The sequence below is a fragment of the Kribbella sp. NPDC050241 genome, assembly GCF_044459685.1.
GTDB lineage: Bacteria > Actinomycetota > Actinomycetes > Propionibacteriales > Kribbellaceae > Kribbella.
Genome location: NZ_JBITJE010000007.1, coordinates 80,465 through 102,592 on the forward strand (window position 1 = coordinate 80,465; position 22,128 = coordinate 102,592).

At 68.2% G+C, this 22,128-nt stretch carries 19 protein-coding genes; 8 read left to right on the top strand and 11 right to left on the bottom strand.

Annotated elements, in window-relative coordinates; genetic code table 11:
- Positions 1-92 precede the first annotated feature (92 nt).
- Genes ACIBG5_RS29355 through ACIBG5_RS29365 form a run of 3 tightly spaced genes read left to right on the top strand, consistent with a single transcriptional unit; the run spans position 93 to position 4,686 of the window.
- Positions 93-3,194, top strand: coding sequence for an FtsX-like permease family protein (locus tag ACIBG5_RS29355; protein WP_396394710.1), 3,102 nt, complete (start codon positions 93-95; stop codon positions 3,192-3,194).
- Positions 3,191-4,027 (top strand): ABC transporter ATP-binding protein, encoded by an 837-nt coding sequence (locus ACIBG5_RS29360; protein ID WP_396394711.1) that lies wholly within the window; start codon positions 3,191-3,193, stop codon positions 4,025-4,027. Before ACIBG5_RS29355 ends, ACIBG5_RS29360 begins: the two co-directional genes overlap by 4 nt.
- Positions 4,024-4,686: an ABC transporter ATP-binding protein gene (locus ACIBG5_RS29365; RefSeq protein ID WP_396394712.1), complete on the top strand. Its 663-nt coding sequence runs from the start codon at positions 4,024-4,026 to the stop codon at positions 4,684-4,686. The genes ACIBG5_RS29360 and ACIBG5_RS29365 overlap by 4 nt, the downstream gene beginning before the upstream one ends.
- Here the strand turns inward: ACIBG5_RS29365 and ACIBG5_RS29370 are convergent.
- The 9 genes from ACIBG5_RS29370 to leuA form a co-directional block, all read right to left on the bottom strand.
- Positions 4,645-4,944, bottom strand: a complete 300-nt coding sequence (locus ACIBG5_RS29370; protein WP_396394713.1) for an SAV_915 family protein — start codon at positions 4,942-4,944, stop codon at positions 4,645-4,647. The two genes, ACIBG5_RS29365 and ACIBG5_RS29370, sit on opposite strands and share 42 nt — an antisense overlap.
- 75 nt (positions 4,945-5,019) lie before the next feature.
- Complete coding sequence (locus tag ACIBG5_RS29375) at positions 5,020-6,477, bottom strand: GNAT family N-acetyltransferase (RefSeq protein ID WP_396394714.1); 1,458 nt, start codon at positions 6,475-6,477, stop codon at positions 5,020-5,022.
- Positions 6,478-6,526: 49 nt separating this feature from the next.
- Complete coding sequence (locus tag ACIBG5_RS29380; RefSeq protein WP_360447365.1) at positions 6,527-8,383, bottom strand: ABC transporter substrate-binding protein; 1,857 nt, start codon at positions 8,381-8,383, stop codon at positions 6,527-6,529.
- A gap of 64 nt (positions 8,384-8,447) precedes the next feature.
- The gene (locus ACIBG5_RS29385) at positions 8,448-8,651 is read right to left on the bottom strand and encodes a hypothetical protein (protein ID WP_396394715.1); all 204 of its coding nucleotides are present in this window, start codon (positions 8,649-8,651) and stop codon (positions 8,448-8,450) included.
- Positions 8,651-9,709 carry an ABC transporter ATP-binding protein gene (locus ACIBG5_RS29390; RefSeq protein WP_396394716.1) on the bottom strand — a complete coding sequence of 353 codons (1,059 nt, stop codon included), beginning with the start codon at positions 9,707-9,709 and terminating at the stop codon, positions 8,651-8,653. Before ACIBG5_RS29390 ends, ACIBG5_RS29385 begins: the two co-directional genes overlap by 1 nt.
- Positions 9,706-10,815: an ABC transporter ATP-binding protein gene (locus ACIBG5_RS29395; protein WP_396394717.1), complete on the bottom strand. Its 1,110-nt coding sequence runs from the start codon at positions 10,813-10,815 to the stop codon at positions 9,706-9,708. The genes ACIBG5_RS29390 and ACIBG5_RS29395 overlap by 4 nt, the downstream gene beginning before the upstream one ends.
- A gap of 14 nt (positions 10,816-10,829) precedes the next feature.
- Positions 10,830-11,735, bottom strand: a complete 906-nt coding sequence (locus tag ACIBG5_RS29400) for an ABC transporter permease (protein WP_396394718.1) — start codon at positions 11,733-11,735, stop codon at positions 10,830-10,832.
- 4 nt (positions 11,736-11,739) lie between these two features.
- On the bottom strand, positions 11,740-12,792 hold the full coding sequence (locus tag ACIBG5_RS29405; RefSeq protein WP_396394720.1) for an ABC transporter permease: 1,053 nt from the start codon (positions 12,790-12,792) through the stop codon (positions 11,740-11,742).
- 330 nt (positions 12,793-13,122) lie between these two features.
- Complete coding sequence (leuA, locus tag ACIBG5_RS29410) at positions 13,123-14,796, bottom strand: 2-isopropylmalate synthase (RefSeq protein WP_396395015.1); 1,674 nt, start codon at positions 14,794-14,796, stop codon at positions 13,123-13,125.
- A gap of 342 nt (positions 14,797-15,138) precedes the next feature.
- Between leuA and ACIBG5_RS29415 the strand changes: the two genes are divergently transcribed.
- Positions 15,139-15,807 (top strand): response regulator transcription factor, encoded by a 669-nt coding sequence (locus ACIBG5_RS29415; protein WP_396394721.1) that lies wholly within the window; start codon positions 15,139-15,141, stop codon positions 15,805-15,807.
- Positions 15,804-17,096 (top strand): ATP-binding protein, encoded by a 1,293-nt coding sequence (locus ACIBG5_RS29420; RefSeq protein WP_396394722.1) that lies wholly within the window; start codon positions 15,804-15,806, stop codon positions 17,094-17,096. The genes ACIBG5_RS29415 and ACIBG5_RS29420 overlap by 4 nt, the downstream gene beginning before the upstream one ends.
- Here the strand turns inward: ACIBG5_RS29420 and ACIBG5_RS29425 are convergent.
- Together ACIBG5_RS29425 and ACIBG5_RS29430 are read right to left on the bottom strand one after the other, a co-directional pair.
- Positions 17,082-18,332, bottom strand: coding sequence for a DUF1501 domain-containing protein (locus ACIBG5_RS29425; protein ID WP_396394723.1), 1,251 nt, complete (start codon positions 18,330-18,332; stop codon positions 17,082-17,084). The two genes, ACIBG5_RS29420 and ACIBG5_RS29425, sit on opposite strands and share 15 nt — an antisense overlap.
- A gap of 17 nt (positions 18,333-18,349) precedes the next feature.
- Positions 18,350-19,657: a DUF1800 family protein gene (locus ACIBG5_RS29430; RefSeq protein ID WP_396394725.1), complete on the bottom strand. Its 1,308-nt coding sequence runs from the start codon at positions 19,655-19,657 to the stop codon at positions 18,350-18,352.
- A 113-nt stretch (positions 19,658-19,770) separates the two neighbouring features.
- On the opposite strand from ACIBG5_RS29430, the gene ACIBG5_RS29435 reads away from it, so the two are divergent.
- The 3 genes from ACIBG5_RS29435 (at position 19,771) to ACIBG5_RS29445 (ending at position 22,128) form a co-directional block, all read left to right on the top strand.
- Positions 19,771-20,601 carry an EamA family transporter gene (locus tag ACIBG5_RS29435; RefSeq protein ID WP_396394726.1) on the top strand — a complete coding sequence of 277 codons (831 nt, stop codon included), beginning with the start codon at positions 19,771-19,773 and terminating at the stop codon, positions 20,599-20,601.
- Between the two features lie 54 nt (positions 20,602-20,655).
- On the top strand, positions 20,656-21,072 hold the full coding sequence (locus ACIBG5_RS29440; protein ID WP_396394728.1) for a PPOX class F420-dependent oxidoreductase: 417 nt from the start codon (positions 20,656-20,658) through the stop codon (positions 21,070-21,072).
- A gap of 66 nt (positions 21,073-21,138) precedes the next feature.
- Positions 21,139-22,128 carry a GNAT family N-acetyltransferase gene (locus tag ACIBG5_RS29445; protein WP_396394729.1) on the top strand — a complete coding sequence of 330 codons (990 nt, stop codon included), beginning with the start codon at positions 21,139-21,141 and terminating at the stop codon, positions 22,126-22,128.

The following is a 22,128-nucleotide window of genomic DNA, read 5'->3' on the forward strand; positions in this document are numbered from 1 at the left end:
ATTTCGCCACGGTCAGGCACACCCGCCGCCGCGTTCCGTATCTTCAGGCGCGAGCGAGCCGGGCGAGCGAAACACTGGGGGTGGCTGAACACATGTTTCTCCGGAGGGCGCTGCGGTATCGGTGGTCCCAGGCGCTGGTGCTGGCCGGCGTCAGCCTGCTGATCGGGACCTGCGCCGTGTTCGCGCCCTGGTACGCCCGGGCCGTCGAGCAGACCGTGACGACCGAGACCCTGACCGCGCAGCGCCTGACCGCGGCGTGGCAGATCGAGGGAGCGCCCCGCGGCCGGGCACAAGGCCCCGGCACCGATCGGCCGGAGAGCCTCGATCAGTTGGTCCCGTCCGACCTCAAGCCGCTGTTCTCGCCGCCCGTGCACGGCATCCACACCGACATCGGCTGGCGAGTCCAGCCGGCCGACGACGCGGTCGCGGGCCGGCTGATCTGGCGCGCCGGGTACTGCGAGCAGCTCGTGCTGGCCCAGGGCCGCTGCCCGACTGCCCCGAACGAGGTGATCGCCTCGACCGCGGACACCGGCACCTGGCAGTTCAAGGTCGGCACCGTTCTCACCGGCAAGTCGTCGGACGCCGGAGCCGGAGGGGGCCAGAAACTCACGGTCGTCGGCCTGTACAAGCCGAAGCAACCTCGGGCCGACTACTGGTTCGGCGCCTACCCGACCGGGCACTCCCGCAGGCCCGGCACCAAGGATCCTGGCTCCTCGGACTTCCTGTTCACTCCGCGTACGACGTTCGACGGGGACCAATGGTCGCCGCGGATGACCGCCGACACCGCGCCGATCCCCGGTGTGGCGCGGATCAACGACCTACCCCGATTGCAGAACGCCACGGTCACGGTGAACGGCAACGCGGTGGAGCAAGGCATCTACGCGGAAACCACGTCCGGACTCGCCTCACTGGTCGACCGGATCCAGAGTGAACGGAAACAGGCCACCACGATCATCCCGCTGATCATGGTGCAGGTCGCCCTGTTCGGTGTGGTCGTGCTGGCCCTGGCGCTCGGGGCTGTGGTCGACCAGCGGCGGCCGGAAATCGCTCTCGCACGTCTGCGCGGGTCGTCTGCCCGCCGTACCGCACGCTCGCTGTCCGCCGAGCTCGGGCTGCCTGTGCTGGTCGGTGGGCTAGCAGGTGCTCTCGGTGGGTTCGGACTGCTGCTGATCGTCCGGGCGACCTGGCTGCGCCACGGCTCCCCCCTCGAGTTGCCGTGGACAGTGCCGGTGGCGCTGGCCGTTGCCGTCGTCCTCTCGCTGATCGTGGTGGCGCTGCAGGTTCGCGGCGGCGTACGGCAGCCGATCTCGAGCCTGCTGCGTCGAGTGGTCCCACGACGGCGTGGTAGGGCGATCGGGGTGCTCGACCTGTGCGTCATCGTCTTCGCGGTGGCTGGTCTGGCGGCCGCGCTCACCGGTGACGGCCGTGGGCCACTGCCCGTTCTTACTCCAGCCCTGCTGGCGCTAGCGGTCGGGCTCACGTTCGCTCACCTCCTGCTGCCCATGGCAGGCCTGATCAGTCGGCAGGCCGCGCGACGCGGACGGCTGGGCCTCGCACTCGGTGCACTGCAGGTCTCCCGTCGGCCCGCGGTCACTCGCATCGTCGCAGCGGTCGCGGTGGCCGGCGGACTGGTCGCGTTCGCCGGCCAGGCGGCGTCGGTCGGCGACCACAACCGGGACACCCGGGCGGGCTACGAGACCGGAGCCGAAGCGGTACTGCGGATGAATGCCTTGTACCTGAACGAGTTCACCCGAGCGGTCGACCAGATCGATCCGGACCGGCACTGGATGACCCCTGTGGTCACGTCGCGACCGCCCGCACCGGACTCCCTGAAGTCGATGATGATCGAGCCGGACAGCTTCCGGCGGATCGCGTACCGCGGTGATCTGATGACCGATGCGGAGGGCTGGCAGACGCTGAAGGCACCCGCCGGGCTGAAGCCGATCGAGTTCCGCAGCTCTCAGCTCACCGTCACCGCCTCGACCGGTCCGATGAAGCCGCTCGCGGCGCAGACGGCGAACGGCACGCAGACGGCAACCGAGCCGCCGAAGTCGATCGTCCTGCGGGCGAACGTGGTGAGTCTGCGCAACGGGGGCCGCTACCTGGTCACCTTCCCGCCGATGCCGCTGGTCCCCGGCAAACCGCTCCAGTTGCGTGCGGCGGTCGACTGCCTGGGTGGCTGCCAGTTGCTCCGGCTCGGCATTGGTCGCGAACCACTCGACCAAGCCGGCGTCCAGGGCGACGTGACCATCAGCAACATCTCCAGCGACGACCACCCGTCCATCACGATCGGATCGCCGGACACCTGGCAACCGGTCCGGCAACTCGGCTCCGACCAAGGATCCGTCACCGCCAAGGCAGGCGGATTGTTGACAATCGCCGTGAAGAGCCTGGGCAACGACCAGTTCCTGCAGTACGCGACGGTGCCCGCGATGATCCCGGCGCTGGTGACGTCGGAGTTCCCGTTCGACGACGGCGCGAGCACGAGCCCCGCGATCGACGGGACACCGCTGACACTGGCCAAGGTCGACCGGCTGACGGGCCCGGTGGATCGCTACCCCGATCGCACCGCGGTGGTCGATCTCGAGACGGTACGGCGGCTGGCCGGGAGCGTCGACGAGGGCGGGACGGACTACGAGCTCTGGCTGAACGCGGACGGCCTGGCGTATGTCGACACGATCACTCAGAAGCTCAGCCAGGCAGGGTTCGCGGCCGAACTCGTCGACCGCCGGGCCGACCGGATCGCCTCGTACGGGCGATCGGCGAGTGCACTCGCGCTGCAGCTGACCCCGGTTGTTGGCATCGCGGGGTGGGCGCTGGCGCTCGTCGTACTGCTGCTGACCGTGGTGACGTCGTGGCGGTCGCGGGCACAGGACTACGCGAGCCTGCGGATCACCGGCGTACCGTCCAACACCACAGGTCGAGCTGCCAGGTGGGAGCAAACCGGACCGGTCGCGCTGGCTGTACTGCTCGGGTCGTTGTGTGGAGTGGTCGGCGCGCAGATCGCACTGCCGCTCATACCTCTGTTCGCTGACACCGGCGGGCCGATACCCCTGGAGCTCGCGACCAACTGGCCCGTCGCGCTGTTGCTGTGGATCGCCGGTACCGCAGTCCTCGCCGCAGCCACCCTTCTGCTCGGCACCGGGGTCAACCGACGCGCCGGCTACAGCCGGATCCGGGAGGAGCTGACGTGACTGGTCTGGCGATCAGTACGACGGGACTGGTGCACATCTACCGTGCGCACGGGCATGACGTCGCGGCGTTGTCCGGCATCGGGATCACGGTCCGCCCTGGTGAGCTGGTTGGACTGCTCGGTCCGTCTGGTGCCGGCAAGTCGACGCTGCTGCAACTGTGCGGCGGTCTGCTGACTCCGAGCGCCGGCCGGCTGCAGATCGGTGAGCACAACGTCGCCACGATGACCGAGGCCGAGCTGGACCGGATGCGCGCCGCCGACGTGGGCATCGTGCTGCAAGGCGCCGGCCGGAACCTCATCCCCTACCTGACGCCCACTGACAACATCCGCTACGCACAACGCGCCGCACCGCGCGGCCACGAGCTGCCGCAGCCGGACGACGTACTGCACATGGTGGGACTGCGCGAGCACGCCACTACGCCGTTGACGTCGCTGACTCCTGGGCAGATCCAGCTGTGCGCGGTCGCGGTCGGGATCGCGACGATGCCCGGTCTGCTGCTGGCCGACGAGCCGACCAGTCAGCTGGATCACCAGGCCCGCGACGAGGTGCTCGCGGCGATCCGGACGATCAACGCCGAGACCGGGATGACCGTGCTGCTGATCACGCACGACCCGGAGGTGGCGGCGACGCTGCCGCGGACCATCACGATCCGGGACGGGCGGATCGCGTCCGAAGGCCGGTCCGGTGAGGAGTACGCCGTGGTGGCAACCGACGGCTCGTTGCCACTCCCCCCGCACGTGGCCGAGCTGCTGCCGGCCGGGACGCTGGTGCAGGTGACCACCGACGACGGCGAGATCCGCCTCACCCCGATCGAGCAGGAGGGCCCACGGTGATCAACGTCGACAATGTGACGGTCGCGTACGGCGACTTGGTCGCGGTGGCGGACGTGTCGTTCACGGTGCCGCCCGGGTTCGTGCTCGCCGTCAGCGGGCCGTCCGGCGCCGGCAAGAGCTCGTTGCTGTGGGCAATCGCCGGCGCGGTGCCGGTGAAGTCCGGCCAGGTCGAGGTGGACGGGCTCGTCATCACCGACCGGCCGAAGTCTGCCGCGCACGGCGTCGTACTGATCCCGCAGGGCAACGGGCTCGCGCGGGTGCTGACCGCGCGCGAGAACCTGACCATCCCGCTGCTGGCCGACCGCAAGCCGAGCGGCGACGCGGAGCTCGAGGAGGTCGACCGGGCGATCACGTCCGCACTCGAGTCCGTCGGGCTCGCGGACAGCGGTGATCACCTGGTCGAGGAGCTGTCCGGTGGCGAGCAGCAGCGGGTCGCGGTTGCGCGCGGGATCGCCCAGCAGGGCAAGGTGATCCTGGCCGATGAGTCCACCAGCGAGCTGGACAGCACCAACCGCGAACGCGTCCTCGACCTGCTACGGGCTCAGGCCGACCGCGGCGCCGCCGTCATCATCGCCACCCACGACCCGAGTGTCGCCGACAGCGCCGACGGCCACGCGCTAATGGACGAAGGCCGGCTGAGCTGGGTACGACGGCTGTGAGCTTCCGACGTCGGGACCGACGAGCACCGGGTCGAGCTGGATCCTGGTGACGCCGAGCGGCGCGAGCACCTCGTGCAGCGTCTCCTCGTCCATCCGCAGCCACTCCTGCCGCGGTCCGGTCGCGGCCCGCAGGTGCGCCAGCGTCGTGAACGCGATGCCCACCCGCGGCCCCTCCGGCAACCGGCCGGTCTGCAGCGTCGCCGCCGCGCCCACCGACCGAACAGGAACAAACCAGTCATCACTATGTCGAGACTTCACACCTAGAAACTAGGCCGACCACAACCCCCGAATCCCGTGTCCTCACACGCTTCCCACAACTTCCGAACGTCGCTCTCACACGCCGAGCGCCAGCGGGATGGTGGGCGGGCCGTTGCGCAACACCGACTCCACCAGGCTGGGCAGGGATCGGGGGGCGAAGCGGTCCTCGGCGGCCTGGAGTTCGGAGAGGGTCCACCAGCGGTGGCCGTGGAGGTTCTCGGCCTGGAGTTCGGCTTCGGTGAGGGTCCCGCCGACGGTGAACGGGCCGGTGCGGATCAGGAAGACCTCGTTGAGGACACCGTCGTACCCAGTAGCGTGGCCCTCGGCAACTACCTCCTGGTGCCAGAGGTGCGGCGGGTCGTCCGGAGTCTCGAGACCGATCTCCTCCCGCAGCTCGCGGCGCAGCCCTTCGATGAGCGTCTCGTCCGCCTCCAGGCCACCGCCGGGGGTCGCCCACAACGGCCCGTCGTCGAACTCGAAGCGGACCAGGAGGATGCGGTCGTCCGGGTCGACGACGAGAGCGCGGGCGGCCGGACGCAGCCGCGGACAGGTGAGCTCGAGCTCGCGGTTCTGCTCGACCGACCGGAAACCGAAGCGCGCGTTGACCTTCTGCATCGGGGCGTTCGACAGTGCCGTCCAGGTGTGCAGGAAGCGCTGGGTGGTGCGATGTTTCGCCAACTGGTCGAGGTTCGCCAGCTTCAGGTGCGTGCCCAGGTTGTGCCCGCGGTGGTCCCGCAGTACCAGGGTGTCGTCCTGCTGGGCATGCTCGGCATCAGCCCGCGGCAGGTACATGAGCGTGTAGCCGGCCGGCGCACCGGACAGCGTGTGCGCCATCGTCACCAGCGCCAGGTAGTTCCGATCGACCCGCTGCTCGCTTGCCTGCAGCTTCTCGACCGTCCACGGCACGACCTCGCGCGTCATCCCGCCGGTCGGCACGTCCTCGTCCATTGCGGTGTGCAGATCGGCGTACGCCTGCTGATGTTCCGGCGGGCACACTCCCGCCCACGAGGTGAGCCGATAGCCGTCCAGCGTCCCGGCGGACCACCGCAGCTCGTCCAGGCGGGCCTCGTCGTACGGCAGGGGTACAACGAGATGGTCCTCGACATGCTCGACGGTGAACCCGAGTCGCTCAGCGAACGCACTGCCCGGCGACGACTCGCCCGGCACCCCGATCTCGGACTGGAAGATGGTCCGCCCGAGCTGCGCCGCGCGGGTCACGGCCCACTGCCACAGGGCCGTCCCGATCCCCCGCCGCCGATGCTGCGGCGGTACGTCGATCTCGACCTCGACGATGTCGAGGTTGTCGGTCAACCGATACTCGAACAGCATCGCGCCGAGCACCCGGTCGTCCTCGAAGGCGCCGACCGCGATCCGGCGCTTCAGCGGGCCCGGAGTGCGCAGCGAGAAGCCGAGCGCCTCCTGCCCGACCACGAGCGCGGCCTCGCGTCCCGCGACCACACCGGCCCGCAGGGCGTCGTACCACTCGTCGAACAGTGCCAGGTCGGCCGGGTCGATCTCGCGAACGATGATCACCCGGCCGACCCAACCAAACGAACGGGTCAGGCGCTAGTGATTAACCAACTCAGACCGGGGCGACCTTGCCTTGGTACATGTACATGATCACGAAGTTGTCGGCGTACGGCGCGTTCTTCAGGATCGGGTCGTCGTCCGCCGGGAACTTGGCGACCCGGGTTCCCTCCAGCGCCGGGTTGTTACCGTAGCGCTCCCACAGCGGGATGATCGGGAGCAGTTCGTTGAACGCCATCGCCGCGGCGGTGATGTTCTTCTTCTGCTCGTCGACGTTCAGGCCCTGGGCCGACTTGTCCACCACGGCCTGCAGGTCGATCGGACCCGCCGACGTGGTCTGCTTGAGCGGGAAGTTCATTCCCTTGCCGCCCTGGTTCGCCGCGATCACGTAGTTGAACGTGTACAGGTCCTGGACGAACGCGAAGTACGGGTGCGGGTGGTTCGAGGCGCCCCAGCCCTGGATGGCGATGTCGAACTTGCCGGCCAGGACGTCGGGGTTCAGCTGGGTGAAGGTGATGCCCCGCTTGGTGATGTTGAACCCGAACTTGTTCAGCTGGTCGGCCGCGTTGGTGGCGGCCGGGTTCCAGTCGGCGAACTCGGTCGGGAACTTGATGTCGTACGCGGCCGGCTTGCCCGCCGGCGTCTGCCACTTGTCACCGGACTTCTTCCAGCCGGCCTGCTGGAGCAGCTGGGTGGCCTTGTCGAGGTCCTTCTCGTAGGCCTGGAGCTTCTGCTGGTCGGCGTCGGTGATCCAGTCGGGGACGAGGATGTCGGAGAAGCCGGCCATGAACTTGCAGGGCTTGCCCGAGTCGCCGAGCGCGACGGTGCCGTTCTCGTTGCGGTCGAGGACGTAGGCGATCGCCTGCCGGACCCGGGCGTCGGAGAACTCCGGGCGAGTGGTGTAGTTGAACACCAGCGAGGGACCGGAGTACACCGGCGGGCGGAGGATCCGGAAGCCGTTCTGCTGGAACGTCTTCTCGCTGGCCACGGCGAAACCGTGGGTGGCGTAGTCGACGTCCTTGTTCATCACGACCGGAGTGATGTCGGAGGTCTCACCGTTGTACAGGACGACCTTGCTGAACCCGATCTTGTCGGCGAACAGGCCCTTGTCGTTCTTCACCAACGTCATCTGGGCGTTGGTCATGGTCTTTGGGTCGTAGTTGAACGGTCCCGACACGACCGGGTTCTCCGGCCGGAACTTCTGGAAGTCGGCGTTGACCTGCTTGCCCTCGCCGCTGTCCAGGCTGCCGTTGGCCTTGCGGAGCGTCTCGGCCTTGCTCGCCCAGTCCTTGTAGACCGAGTCCGGCAGGATCGGCGCGCGGAGGATGAAGCGCTCGAGGACCGTGGACGGCGTGCCGATGGTGAACACGACGGTGGTGTCGTCCTGCGCCTTCACGTCGGACAGGAACGTCCAGTCCTGCTGACGCATCAGCCAGCGCAGGTTGAACGTCGAGACGACGTCCTTGGCGGTGAGCGGCGAGCCGTCGCTCCAGGTCAGGCCGGACCGGAGCTTCATCGTGTAGGTCTTGGCCGTTTCGTCCAGCGTGTTGGACTCGGCCAGCAGGTACTCCCACTTCTTGTCGGCCCAGTAGTACATGCCGGCACTCGGGTAGATCAGGTCGAGGTACGGGCTCTGCTGCTGGATGCCGTCGAGGACGCCGGCGCCGAGGTTGAAGTGGCCCTTCGGCGGCAACTGGTAGGGGTACGCGCCGTGGAACTCCCCGGACTTCTTGGCGTCGTTTCCAGCGTCGTCCGGACTGCTCGGCGAACACGCCTCCAGCGACCCGATGCCGGCGATGCCGACCCCGGCGATGCCGAACAGCTGGAGCACATGCCGGCGGGAGACTGCGTTGGTCACGGCGCGCGCGCCGGACTCGTTGGTGCCGGGATCGTTGGTGCCGGTGGGACTCATCCTTCGTCCTTTCTGATCTGACCGCACGCCCATGTGGGTCAGGCACTACTGGTTTGGGGTACTGCTAACCGCCCTCGCGTTTCTCCCGCCGCCGCAGCACAAGGACCGCGGCGACGACGATGAGGCCCAGTAGCAGGCCCAAACACAAGGTGAACAGGGTGACGACGAACTCCGGTGTACCGGGCGTCAGCGTGAGTAACAGAACCCCGCTGGCCAGTACCAGGAACGCCGCCCAGCCGAGTGCCAGCCGGCCGATCTGCGGTGCCATCAGGCCACCGGCTCATCGCGGACCTCGGCATCTCCGGCTCCGTCGCGCGCCACCACGTGGCACGCGGTCGACTGACCGGGACGTACGGCGACCAGCTCGGGCACCGCACCGTCGCACAGGCCGCTCTCGAACTGCGGGCAGCGCGGATGGAACGAACAGCCGGCCGGCAGGTGGGCGAGATTCGGGATCTCCAGGCTGCGCAGCGATCCCGTGCCCTTGGTCTTGGTCAGGTCCGGATCGGGCTCGGGGATCGCGTCGATCAGCGCGCGGGTGTAGGGATGCGTCGGCGAGTTGATGAGCTGCGGTGTCGGCCCGAACTCGACGATCCGGCCCAGGTACATCACCGCGGTCTTGCCGTGCCAGCCGAAGTACTTCGCGATCGCCAGGTCGTGGGTGATGAACAGGAACCCGACCCCGAGGTCGTCGCGCAGCCGGCCGAGCATCGCCAGCACGCTGATCCGGATCGACACGTCCAGCATCGACGTGGACTCGTCCGCGATGATGATCTTCGGGTCCAGGGTCAGCGCCCGGGCCACCGAGATCCGCTGCCGCTGGCCACCGGACAACTGGTGCGGGTACTTCGACAGGAAGCTCTCCGGCGGGGTCATGTCGACCTTGGCCAGCAGCTCGGCGGCTCGCTCGGCGGCGGCCTTCGCTCCCTTGACCACGCCGTGCTTGAGCAGCGGCGCCGTCATCGTCTGCTGAACGGTCCGGGTCGGGTTCAGCGAGGCGTACGGATCCTGGTGGACGTACTGCACGCTGCGCCGGAAGTCGCGGAAGCCGTTCCGGTTCATCGACCAGATGTCGGTGCCGTCGAAGACCACCCGGCCGTCGGTCGGTCTGGCCAGGCCGGCCGCCATCCGCGCCGCGGTGGTCTTGCCGGAGCCGCTCTCGCCGACCAGGCAGAGCACCTCGCCGGGGTTGATCGACAGGTCGACCTGGTCGACCGCGCGGATCGGCCCGGCCTTGGTGTTGAACACCTGGCTGACCCCGTCCAGCGTCATCAACGGCGTACGCCCCTCGGCCGTCGCCGGCCGGCTTGTCTCCGTCGCGGTCATGAGGCGGTCCCCAAGTCGTCCTGCACTCTGTTGTCCTGCACTCTGTCGTCCTGCACTCTGCGTTCGAGATGCACGTCTTTGGAATGGATGCAGGCGACCTCGTGCCCGGAGCCCGGTTGATCGGTCACCGGGATCAGTGGCGGGTCGGTCTCCTTGCACTCCGCGGTGGCGTACCCGCACCGCGGGTTGAACTTGCAGCCCGGCGGCAGCGCGGCCAGGCTCGGCGGCCCGCCCGGGATCGACTCGAGATCCGGCAGGTCGCCGACGATCGGCGGCACCGCCTTGATCAGGCCGAGCGTGTACGGATGCCGCGGCCGGTAGAACATGTCCCGGACGCCGCCGGTCTCGACGATGCGACCGGCGTACATGGTGGCGACCCGGTCGGCGAGCTCGGCGGCCAGCGACAGGTCGTGGGAGATGAAGATCATCGAGAAGCCGAGCCGTTCGCGGACCTCGTGCAGTACGTCGACGATCGAACGCTGGGTGAGGATGTCGAGTGCCGTGGTCGGCTCGTCCAGGATCAGGACCTCCGGCTCGAGCAACAGGCTCATCGCGATCAGCACCCGCTGCCGCATTCCGCCGGACAATTCGTGCGGGTAGCAGTCCATCACCCGCTCCGGCTCCAGCCGCACCAGCTGCAGCAGTTCGGCGGCCCGCTCTTCGATCTCCCGTTTGCTGGCCTTGGTGTGCGCCCGCATCGTGTCGTACATGTGGCCGCGGATCTTCATCACCGGGTTGAACGCGTTCATCGCGCCCTGGAAGACCATCGCCGCGTCCCGCCAGCGGAACTGCCGCAGATCGCGCCCGTCCAGACCGAGGATGTCGATCTCGGCTCCGTCACCGCGGTTGAAGGTGACCTTGCCGGAAGCATGTCCCAGCCGTGGCAGCAGCCGCAGCAGGCCGAGCCCGAAGGTGGTCTTCCCGCAGCCGCTCTCGCCTACCAGCGCAAGGCTTTCGCCGGGGTACAGGTCGAGGTCGATGCCGCGGACGGCGCGCACGGTGGCGCCGGAACCGGTCCGGTACTCGACGTTGAAGTCGCGGACCGACAGCAGTGGCTTGCCCTGGCCGCCGCGCGCCGCGCGGGCGCTGGTTGTGTCCTGGGGCATCGAAGTCACCATGCTCACCGGTCCCGGAGACGCGGGTTGAGGATCTCTTCGAGTGATCTCGTCATCATCACCAATCCGAGCAGCAGCAGAATGATCGCGACGATCGGGCTCAGGATGAACGGCAGGCTGTCGTCGTTGAAGATGGCGCCCGCGATCCAGGCGCGGTTGAGCATGATGCCCCAGTTGGAGCCGGTCAGCGGCGCCAGCCCGAGCAGGTAGAGGCCGACCAGCGCGTAGATCGCGTTCGTCACGCCGATGATGAAGTTCATCAGGATGAAGCTGGCCATGTTCGGCAGGATCTCGACGAAGACGATCCGGATCGTGCCGAGGTCGAGCAACTTGGCCGCCTCGACGAACTCGCGTTCCTTCAGCGAGAGCACCTGGGACCGCACCGCCCGGGTCAGCACCGGCCAGCTCAGGACACCGACGAGGATGGCGAGCAGGATCGGCGAGTCCAGCTTGAACATCGCACCGAGCACCGCGAGCAGGATGATCGTCGGGACCGTGAGTACGACGTCGGCCGCCGTCGTGACCACGGAGTCGGTGCTGGCGCCCAAGTAGGCGGCCAGGGAACCGAGGACGATCGCGATGAAGGTCGAGATCGCGGCGGCGAAGAACCCGATGAAGATGACGGACCGGCCGCCGTCGATCATCTGGATCAGCACGTCCTTGCCCTCGTTGTCGGTCCCGAGAAAGTGCCCGGGCGACGCGAACGGCAGCAGGATCTCCTTGACGTTGGGCTCCACCTCGGGGGTGAAGAACGGCCCGATCGCGGTGATCAGCACCAGCAGCGCCACGATCACGAACCCGATGAAGCCGGCCGGGCTGCGCCGCAACCCATGCATGATGCCGGCGAAGCGGGAGACACCCGTCGTCCCGATGGCGGCGACGGCGCCGCCGGTGGCTGCAGCCTCGGTCATCTCGTCACCCCTGACCCTTGCCGGGGACCCGGACCCGCGGATCCAGCCGGCTGTAGAGAATGTCGGCGAGCAGGTTGGCCACCACCACGGAGATCGTGATGACCAGGAAGATCCCCTGCAGCACCGGGTAGTCGCGGCCCGAGATCGCGTTGTAGAGGCTGAACCCGATGCCCTGGTAGCCGAAGATCCGCTCGACGAAGATCGATCCTCCGACGACGAACCCGAGCGAGATGGCCAGCACGCTGAACAGGGGCAGTACGGCGTTGCGCCCGACGTACCCGGACCGGATCCGCGAGTCGGTCAGGCCGCGCGCGCGGGCGACCGTGACGTAGTCCTCGCCGAGGGTCTCCACCGTGGAGGATTTCATCACCAGCGCCCAGGACCCGACCGTGGTCAGCAGGTACGCCAGGATCGGCAGCATCGCGTGGTAGAAGATGTCGTTCAGGAAAGCCAGGCTGAACGACGGTTCCACCCCCGGTGTGTACGAGCCACGGGCCTCGGTCAGGTTGAAGACCTGCAGCTTCACCCCGAGGAAGACCACGATCAGGATCGCGAGGATGTAGTTCGGGATCGCGTGCAGGAAGGATCCGATCGAGCTCAGCGTGTGGTCGATCCAGCTCTCCCGGCGGTAGGCCATGATCATGCCGGCCACGATGCCGATCATGAAGCTGAGGATGGTGGCGACGCCGACGGAGAACAGCGTCCAGGGCAGGTAGGTCTTGATCACCTGCGCCACGGTGGTCCCCGGCGAGAGCAACGAGTTGCCGAAGTCGCCGTGCAGCAGGTTGAGCATGTAGGTGACGTACTGCTGGATCAGCGGTTGGTCCGGATCCAGCGAGAACAGGTTCTTGGCCTGTGCGGCAGCAGCCTCGTACGAGATACCTGTCTGCGCGATCTGGGTCTGGATGTAGGTGTCGACCGGGTTACCGGGCAGCAGCCTGACCAGGAAGAACGTTCCCGTCGTCACGATGAAGACAGTCAGCACGGCCTTGGCTAGTCTTCGCACCAGCCAGGAGTTGAAGAATCTCTTGGGGGCCGTGGGTTTCGGTTCATCCACCGGCCTCTCTATCAGCTTCGAGGCCGGAGTCTCGACCGCACCACTCACAGCTCACCTCCACGCGGGGTACCGACGGCGTGTCAACGCAGAAGCCGAATGCAGCCGTACTAACGCATGCTGTCTTGCATTCATCTGCGCGCAGTGTCGCTAGTTTGCGCAACCACATACACCGAGTCAACGGTTTCTTCGTACCCGAGGCCACGGTCACCGAATCGTGAGTATTCGGTTGCTCTGCGCACCGATTCTGACACCCTCAGTGCCGAAATTCGGTACGCCGCAACGCAAACGTCGCCCGCCACCCCTAGCGGTGGCGGGCGAACGTTTGATAAGTCAGCGAGTTGCGCGGTTGATCGCGGAGACGACGGCCTTCAGCGAGGCGGTGAGAATGTTGGCGTCGCGGCCGACACCCCAGTAGACCTCGTCACCGACCTCGCACTCGACGTACGCCGCGGCGAGCGCGTCGCCGCCCGCGGAGAGCGCGTGCTCGTGGTAGTCCAGCACCCGTACGTCGTACTTCAGCGGCTGGATCGCGTCGACGAACGCCGACACCGGGCCGTTGCCCTCACCGGACAGCTCGTGCGGAACACCATTGGAATAGACCTGAACGCGGAGCTGGTCGCCCTGCCCCTCACCGGACGACGAGTTGACGCTCAGCAGCGACAGCTTGCCGGGCGAGAGGTACTCGGCCGCGAAGATGTCCCACATCTGCTGCGGACCGACCTCGCCGCCCTCGGAGTCGGTGTGCTGCTGGATCACCCGGCTGAACTCGATCTGCAGCCGGCGCGGCAGGTCGAGCCGGTGCTCCGACTTCATGATGTACGCGACGCCGCCCTTGCCGGACTGCGAGTTCACCCGGATCACGGCCTCGTACGACCGGCCGACGTCCTTCGGGTCGATCGGCAGGTACGGCGCCTCCCAGGTGATCTCGGACACCGGCCGGCCCTCGGCCGCGGCCTGCTTGTCCAGCGCCTCCAGGCCCTTCTTGATCGCGTCCTGGTGCGAGCCGGAGAAAGCGGTGTAGACCAGGTCACCGGCGTACGGCTGCCGCTCGGGCACGCGCATCTGGGTGCAGTACTCGACCGTGCGGCGGATCTCGTCGATGTCGGAGAACTCGATCTGCGGGTCGATGCCCTGGCTGAACAGGTTCATGCCCAGCGTCACCAGGTCGACGTTGCCGGTCCGCTCGCCATGGCCGAACAGGCAGCCCTCGACCCGGTCCGCGCCGGCCATCAGGGCCAGCTCCGTCGCCGCCACCGCCGTACCGCGGTCGTTGTGCGGATGCAGGCTGATCGTGCTGTGCTCGCGCCGGGTCAGGCCCCGGCTGAACCACTCGATCTGGTCGGCGTACACGTTCGGGGTCGACATCTCGACGGTGGCCGGCAGGTTCAGGATGATCTCCCGCCCCTCCGCCGGCTGCCACTGGTCGCTGACCGCCTCGCACACCTCGAGCGCGAACTCCAGCTCGGTGCCGGTGAAGATCTCCGGGCTGTACTGGTACCCGAACTGGCAGTCGCCCAGCATGTCGTCGGCGTACTTCATCACCGTCTCGGTGCCGCGTACGGCGATGTTGAGGCACTCGGCCTTGTCCACGTTGAAGACGACCCGGCGGAACAGCGGCGCGGTCGCGTTGTAGAGGTGGATGGTCGCCTTCGGCGAGCCCTGCAGCGACTGGACGGTCCGCTCGATCAGCTCGTCCCGGGCCTGGGTCAGCACCGAGATCGTGACGTCGTCGGGGATGACGTCGTCCTCGATCAGGCTGCGGACGAAGTCGAAGTCGTACTGGCTGGCGCTCGGGAAACCGACCTCGATCTCCTTGTAGCCCATCTTCACCAGCAGGTCGAACATCCGCCGCTTGCGGGCCGGCGACATCGGCTCGACCAGGGCCTGGTTGCCGTCACGGAGGTCGGTGGACAGCCAGCGCGGAGTGCGGTCGACCGACCTGGTCGGCCAGGTGCGGTCCGGCAGGTCGATCGGCGGGAACGCCCGGTAGCGCCGGATCGGCATACCGGAGGTTTGCTGGACGGGCTTGGGCTGATTCTGCGGTGCCACGGGGGTTCTCCTCGGGAAGGTGTACTGCGGGGTCGTGAGGGACGACCGGCGTACGACCGAACTCCGCGGCGAGGGAACCGGCCTTGTCAGGCCTCGCCGCGGCAGCGAAGGAGGAGAAGCTGGTGCCGCATGATGCCAGTGAGTCTATGCACAACCACGCTCGGCCGTCGAACCGGGGGTCTCGATCGGCGAGACACGGAGCGTGACCGCGTTGTGCCGGACAGAGTGCTGAAGAAGTGCTGAAGATGTGCGTCCTGCGGTCCTTGGCGGGAGCCGTGGCGATGCAAGGATGGCCGGATGGCGGCGCGGGTGCTGGTGGTCGAGGACGCGGAACCGATCCGCACCGGCGTCGGTATCGCGCTGACCGAGGCGGGCCACACGGTGCGGACGCACGCGGACGGCGACGGCTTCGAACGGGAGCTGGCGGAGTGGCAGCCGGACCTGGTGCTACTCGATGTGATGCTGCCCGGCCGGGACGGGTTCGAGCTGCTGACGGTCGCTCGGGAGACGTCGAACGCGGGTGTGATCCTGCTGACCGCGCGTGACGGGGTCGAGGACCGGCTGCATGGGCTGCGGACCGGGGCTGACGACTACGTGGTGAAGCCGTTCGTTCTTGCCGAGCTGATCGCGCGGGTCGAGGCGCTGCTGCGGCGGATGGGCCGGCTCCGGACTGTCCTGGAGATCGGCGATCTGGCGGTCGACGTCGAGGCCGGGTTGGTACGGCGGGCCGGGCAGGAGATCGAGCTGACGGCGACGGAGTACAAGCTGCTCGCGTTCCTCGCGGGGCGCAGCGGCAAGGTGGTCGGCAAGACCCAGCTGCTGACCGCGGTCTGGGGGTACGACGATTACGCGGCCAACCTGGTCGAGGTGCATGTGAGCGCGCTCCGCCGGAAGCTGGAGGCACACGGGCCACGGTTGCTGCACACCGTCCGCGGTTCGGGCTACGTCCTGCGGCCGCCGTCATGAGGCCGCTGCGTACGGCGTCCTTGCGGGTTCGCGTGACGCTGACGGCGATCGCCGTACTGCTCGTCGTGCTGCCGGTGACAGGGCTGGTGGTGAAGGCGGTCTTCGACGCCCAGGCTGAGCGCAGTCTCGATTCGCTGCTGTCCGGGCGGGCGCAGCTGGCTCAGCAGCTCGCCCGGCAGAACGTTGCCCCGAGCAACCTCATACGGCGGATCGACGCGGACGGGGTCCGGGTCACGCTGATCCTCCGGTCGGGTCAGCAACTCGGTGCGCCACCGGTCGACCCGGGTGGGACGGTCCGGCAGGTGCGTGCAACGTTGCAGACGGGACAGCGGACGCGCGGCGCGACGTTGCTGTTGTCGGCGGACACGGCGTTGCTGTCGGACGCGAGCGCGCGACTCCGGACGGTGCTGCTGGTGTCGGGTGCGGCGGCGATCCTGATCACGGCGCTCGCGTTGATCATCGGGATGAGGTTCGCGCTGGCGCCGCTGGATGCGATGACGGGACTGGCGCGGTCGATCGTGGCGGGCCGGCGAGGTGAGCGGCTGCAGCCGGAGCGGGCCGACACCGAGCTGGGGCGTACGGCGGCCGCCTTCGACGAGATGCTGGACGCGCTCGAAGGTGCCGAGGGCTCGGCGCGCCGGTCGGAGGACCGGATGCGCGAGTTCGTCGCCGATGCCGCGCATGAGTTGCGTACGCCGGTCGCCGGGTTGCAGACCGCTGCGGAGACGTTGATCCAGCTCGGCCCTGAGGCCCCGGCCGAACGCCGCGAAGAACTCGAGCTCCTGCTGGTCCGCGAGTCCCGGCGCGCAGGCACTCTCGTCGCCGACCTCCTGGAACTCAGCCGCATCGACGCCGGCCTCCAACTCAACCTCGCCCAGGTCGACCTCCGCCACCTCGCCGAGGCCCAGGCCGCCCGCATCCGGCTGGTCGCGCCGGATGTCACCGTCCAGGTGACCGGGTCCGCGACGGTCAGCGGCGATCCGGAACGCCTGGCCCAGATCCTCGCCAACCTCCTCGACAACGCGCGCCAGGCAGGTGCGCACTCCCTGCACATCGCGGTCGCCCCGACCGGCTTCCTGGTGGAGGACGACGGCCCGGGAGTCCCGCCCGAAGTCCGCGAACGCATCTTCCAACGCCTTGTCCACGGCCCCCAGAGCAAGGGCGCCGGCCTGGGCCTCGCAATCGCCCGAGGAGTCGCCCGAGCCCATGGTGGTGATCTGACGGTTGGCGACCGCGCCGACGGTCGGCGCGGTGCTTGCTTCAAGCTCTTGCTCTCACACCCTCAGTAGGCCGTCGATGGTGGTTTTGTGGTCGGCGAGGATCTTGGCGGGTTCTGTGCCGAGGACGTCGCGGAGGACGGTGGCGTAGACGTCGCGGAAGTCGGTGGTCGCCTTCAGGTCGCCGTTGGAGAGGTCGGTGAGACTCGGCTGCTCGCCGAAGAAACCACCCGACACCTTGTCACCGACCACGAACACCGGACCCGCCGTACCGTGATCCGTCCCGTCGCTCCCGTTCGCCTGGACGCGCCGGCCGAACTCGGAGTACACGAGCACCACCGCGTTCTTCCCCCGGTCCGTCTTCCGCAGCCGTTGCACGAACGGCGTCACCGCAGCGTCCAGCTCGGTCAGCAACCGCTGCTGCGTCCCACGCTCATCCGCATGCGTGTCAAAGCCCCCGAGGGAAGCCGAGTAGGCCCGCGTCGGCACACCCGCCTCGATCAATCCCGCGATCAGTTCGAGCTGCGCCCCGAGCTGCGACGTACCGCCCGCCGATGCTCCCTGCGTGCGCTGCTCGTCCTCGTCTTCGTCCTTCTCGTGACCGGTGCGCACCGCCTTGCCGAGCACCTTCGTCGCGTCCTGCAAGTCCTGCACTGCCTTGGCCGCGCGCGCCTGCCAGTGCCCCTCCCCCGGACTCGGCTTGCCCAGCGCCGCGTACGCCGTACCGAGTGCACCCTTGGGGAGTGCCAGCCCACGCAACGGCAGCGACGCAGCCGCAGTGGTCTCGCCGGCCAGCAGCGGCGGAAGGGTGGGTTCGACCGACACGGCCCGGAGCGGATCAGCACCGGTCGCATCAAGCCAGCGGCCGAGCCATCCGGTCGGGACCGGCGACTTCGGTGACGCCGTCTGCCAGATCGCCATCGAACGGAAGTGGCTGCGATCCGGCTCGGGGTACCCGACGCCACGGACGATCGCCAGCCGCTTCTCGTCCCACAGACCCTTCAGGCCCTTCAGGCCCGGGTTCAGCCCGAGCCCGTCGCCCAGATCAAGCACCTCATTCTGCTCGTATGCCAGATCCGGGCGCGCCTTCTGGTACGCCGGATCGCTTGCAGGCACGACCGTGTTGAGTCCGTCGTTGCCGCCGTACAAGGTGATGACCACCAGCACGGACTGGTCGCTCGGCAACGGATTGTCGACCGCCGCGGCCATCAGGTCGGACCAGTTCACCTGCGTCGCCCCGACAGCCAGCGCTCCGGCTGCCGTCACGCCGCTGAGCGCCAGGAACCGCCTTCTCGTCAAGTTGTCCATCGGTCCTCCTCGGCCGCTCATCCGCTGACCACGTATTCGGGTGCGCAGGCGGCGAGTGCCGTCAGCTGCTTGGGGTCCTTCACGCCGGCCAGTGCCGTCTTGGTCCGCTCGGTCCAGGCATCGACACCGAGCAGGGTCGCGACCGCGGCCACTTTGTCCTTGGCGCCTTCCACTGTGGGGATCTCGGCCTGCTTCACCAGGTGCTGGGCCAGCTGCAGCCGGGTCACCCCGGCCGACGTCGTCAGCCAACTCGCACCAGCCGGCCAGCCGCCGACGCTCGGCGGACGGAACGGCAGCTGCCCCATGCCGCGGAGTCCGGCGAGCAGCTTGGTCTGCTCCTTCTCGGCGAGCTTCCCCGGCTGGATCCGCACGGCCCGCAGCAAGCCGGCCGCCCACTCCACCGGCTGCTTCACCAGCGCGGACTCCGGATCCCGGAACGCCGCCTCGGCAACCATTGCCGTCAGCAACGACCGTACGTTGCGCTCGGCGCCGTACGCCGTGGTCAGCCGAGCGATGGTCGCCGCATCCGGTGGCGTCGCCGACACCAGCCGGAACCACAGCCGCGCGATCACGAAGCCGGTCGAGGCGGGTTGCGCCAGCGCCAGCCCGGCAAATCCTTTGGCGTCGAAGTTCCCCGTCTTGCCGAGCAGCGTCTTCGAGCCCGAGTCAAACCGCCTCCGCTGGAACGTCGCGCCCTTCCCGTCGCGGCCGAGCACCCACCCGGTGAGGCAGCGCGCGCCCTGGGCGACGTCGGTCTCTTGATAGTGGCCGATGCCGAGCGTGAAGAGTTCCAGGTACTCGCGGGCCAGGTTCTCGTTCGGCGTACCTTTGCGGTTCTTCTGGCCGTCGAGCCAGCGGATCATCGCCGTGTCGACGACCATCGCCTGGGCCAGGTCGCCGAACCGGCCGAGCGCATGCGTGCGCTGCGTCTGGTTCTGTCCCAGCATCCACGCGGCGTTCCGGACATTCTGGTTGCTGGTCGCGAAGTGCCCGTGCCAGAACCAGGTCAGCCGCTCACTGGCCGTCCGGCTCGCGACCATCCGGTCCAGCCACCACACGGTCAGCTTCCGCTCCTGCGCCGCCCGCGCTTTCACGGCCGCCTTCCTCGCGTCCTTGTCCTTCTTGGCGTCCGGATCCTTCTTGCCCATCGGCGGCGGCGCGAGCCCCGTCGGCGGCGGCAGGGCGGCGGCCGCCGCGTCCGGCGCCGGACCCAGCAGTCGCCGCAGCGTCGCGTCGAACCCGGCCGTCAGGTCCCCGGCCGCCGGCCCGAATCCGAGCCGGTCGTTCAGCCGCCGTACCGCGGCCCGCTCGCTGATCTCGGTCATACCCCCGATCGTTTCCAGCCGGGTCCGCCCGGACCAGTCTCCGGCGGCTTTCTTCAGCCAACCCACAGGTGCGGGTAGACAGTGTCTATTGCTAGCGTGTAGACACTGTCTACGTGATCGCTCTCGGCCTCCTGACCGCATCCGCCTGCTGCCACGCGGCGTGGAACCTCCTGGTGAAGAAGACCTCCCAGACGGGTCCGGCGTTCGTCTGGCTGTGCGGTCTCGTCACCCTCCCGCTCTCGGTCGCACTCCTCATCTGGTCAGGCCTGCGCGGCAGCCTGGGGTCGGCCTGGTGGTCCGGTCTGGTGAGCATGCTTTTGCACACGACGTACGCCGTCACCTTGCAGAAGGCGTACGGCGCGGGCGAATTCTCGACGGTCTACCCGGTCAGCCGGGGCGTGGCTCCTGTCCTCGTGACGGTGGCAGCAATCCCATGGCAGGGATGGCCGGCAGCGAAGGCGTGGGGTGGCGTCGTATTGGTGGTGTGCGGCGTGCTCGTGATGGACGGGCTACGCCGCTACCGAAGGATGGCGCTCGGTCTCGGGCTGGGTCTCGCGGTCGCGACCTGCACTGCCGCCTACACGCTGTGGGACGGCTTCGCGATGACCTCGCTCGGCGCGAACCTCGTGCCGTACCTCGCGATAGCCAACGTGGCCCAGATCGTCGTGTTGTCGACAATCCTCGCGCCGCGTCGCGGCGAACTGCGTGCGGTGCTCGGCCACTGGCGGCAGGCGATACCGATCGCGATCCTGACGCCGGCGAGTTATGGGCTGGTGCTGCTCGCCCTGTCCTTCGCGTCCGTCGGCACCGTCGCGATCGGCCGCACCCTCAACGTCGTAGTCGGCGCGGTGGCCGGTCTCGTCGTACTCCGCGAGCGACTCAGCCTCACCCGCATCGCTGGTCTGACCACCGTCGTCGCCGGCGTCCTGATCGTCACCACCTGAGACGGATCAGCCCGAGTTGCCTTCAAGTGTGCTTGAAATCTTAAGCTCCTCGGTATGACACGAACTCTCGCGGACCGGATCGGCACTCACGGGCTGGGCGTCCTGGTCACGCTCAAACGCGACGGGCGGCCACAGTTGTCGAACGTCACCTATGTGTTCGACGGCGAACGGATCCGGGTCTCGCTGACCGACGGCCGGGCCAAGACGAAGAACCTGCGCCGCGATCCGCGCGCCAGCCTGTACGTCGACGGACCCGGTGGCCGCTCGTACGTCGTACTCGAGGGCAAGGCCGAGCTCAGTGCGGTGGCGGCAGACCCACACGACGCGGTCGTCGAGGATCTGGTCGACTACTACCGCACCGCGTCCGGTGAGCACCCGGATTGGGACGACTACCGCCGCGCGATGATCGGTGAGAAGCGCTTGATGTTCTCGATGGTCGTCGACCACGCCTACGGCATGCCGCAGCCCTGAGCGGGGAACTTCTCCACGGCGGATAAACCACTCGCGGTAACCGACGGCGTGGTGGACTCTGTGGGCGTGGAGATCACGAGACTGTCACCCGACGACGAGGCCGGGTGCATCGATGCCGTCGCCGTGCAGAACGCCGGCACGAAGCTGGACTGTCCGGAGATGCTGGACCTGACCCCACGAGGGTTCGCCAACATGCTGCGGTACGGCTGGGACATGAACCCCGAGCAGGCGTTTCTGGCCCGGGAGACCGACGGCACCGCGATCGGACTGCTGCTCGTGTCGGCTCCGTCGTACGACAACCTGAACCAGGTCTGGATCGACGTCAACGTCCATCCGGACCACCGCGGTCGCGGGGTCGGGTCCGCCCTGGTCGAGTACGCCGAGCAGGTGACCCGCGAGCTGGGCCGGAGCGTGGTCGGGTTCGGCGGGTACGACCTGCCGAAGGCGGAAGCGTTCGCCCGGCGGCACGGCTACGAGCAGAAGGCGATCGAGGTGAACCGTCGGCAGGACCTCGACGGCCTCGACTGGTCGAATGTGCAGAGCCTGTACGACGGCGCCGTCGCCCGCTCGTCGGCGTACGAGTTGGTGAAGATCACCGGGGCGCTGCCGGACGAGTTGCTCGACGGCATGGTCGCGGTGACCGAGTCGATCAACGACGCGCCGAAGGACGACCTCGACATGGAGGACGACGTCTACAGCCCGGAGCGGTTGCGGGCCTACGAAGAGGCGCAGATCAAGAGCGATCGGACCATCCGCCGGGTGATCGCCCGGGAGAAGGCGACCGGTGAGCTGGCCGGCCACTCGACCATCACGGTCGAGCGCGAGCGCCCGCACATCGGCATCCAGAACGACACGGCCGTGTCGCGCGACCACCGGGGCCATCGCCTCGGCGCGCTGCTCAAGTCCGCGATGCTCTTGTGGCTGCGCGACGAGGAACCGGCACTGAGCCTGGTCGACACCTGGAACGCCGAGTCCAACGACCACATGATCTCGATCAACGAACAGCTGAACTACCGCATCATCGCCCGCGTCTTCGCCTACCAGAAGACGCTGTAG